This window comes from Phosphitispora fastidiosa (genome assembly GCF_019008365.1).
In the GTDB taxonomy this organism is placed as follows: domain Bacteria; phylum Bacillota; class Thermincolia; order Thermincolales; family UBA2595; genus Phosphitispora; species Phosphitispora fastidiosa.
In genome coordinates, this window is record NZ_JAHHUL010000064.1 from 1 (window position 1) to 605 (window position 605).

A 605-nucleotide genomic window follows, 5' to 3' on the forward strand; every position below is an offset into this window, starting at 1 on the left:
GTGAGATGAATCGCCGTTCTGAATATTTTCCCCGAACACCAGTTCCCTTTCGTTCTCAATTGTGGTAAAATAAGGTTAGAACGGATGAAAGGAGGTGTTCAGTATTATAAGAGCCTTAAAAACAAAGTTCCGTACATCCAAAGAAAATCTCGACCGTCTTTTCGCCTGCAACCGTGTATCAGCACAGGTTTGGAATGAGTCCTGCGCCTGGCTAAAGAGCACTTCCAACAAACCGGTAAATGGATTGACCAAAGGTCTTTGCACTTTGCCACCAAAGGGCAGTACCCAATCCACAGTCAGTCTATCCAAGCCATATTTGAAAAATATCTGGATGCCAGGAACAATGCCCGGCAAGCCCGGGTATCGGGCTATACCCAAATCCGCTATCCATATAAGGAGAAGCAGCACTTCAATACCAAGTGGAAAAAGGATGGGTTCCGAATTCTTAAAAATGGGAAGATTGAGTTAAGCCTTGGTCTCTTTGGCGGCAAACGCCAAAAGCCAATTATGGTGCGGATTAAGAAGCTGCCACCCGGTAAGGTCAAAGAGATCGAACTCATCTATGACCGGGGTTTGCAATTAGCTGTTACCTACGATGACAGCCA

General features: G+C 45.6%; 1 pseudogene. It reads left to right on the plus strand.

What is annotated here, in order from left to right:
• Positions 1 to 258 precede the first annotated feature (258 nt).
• Positions 259 to 605: pseudogene (locus Ga0451573_RS18945) on the plus strand (RNA-guided endonuclease InsQ/TnpB family protein); the annotation flags it as partial.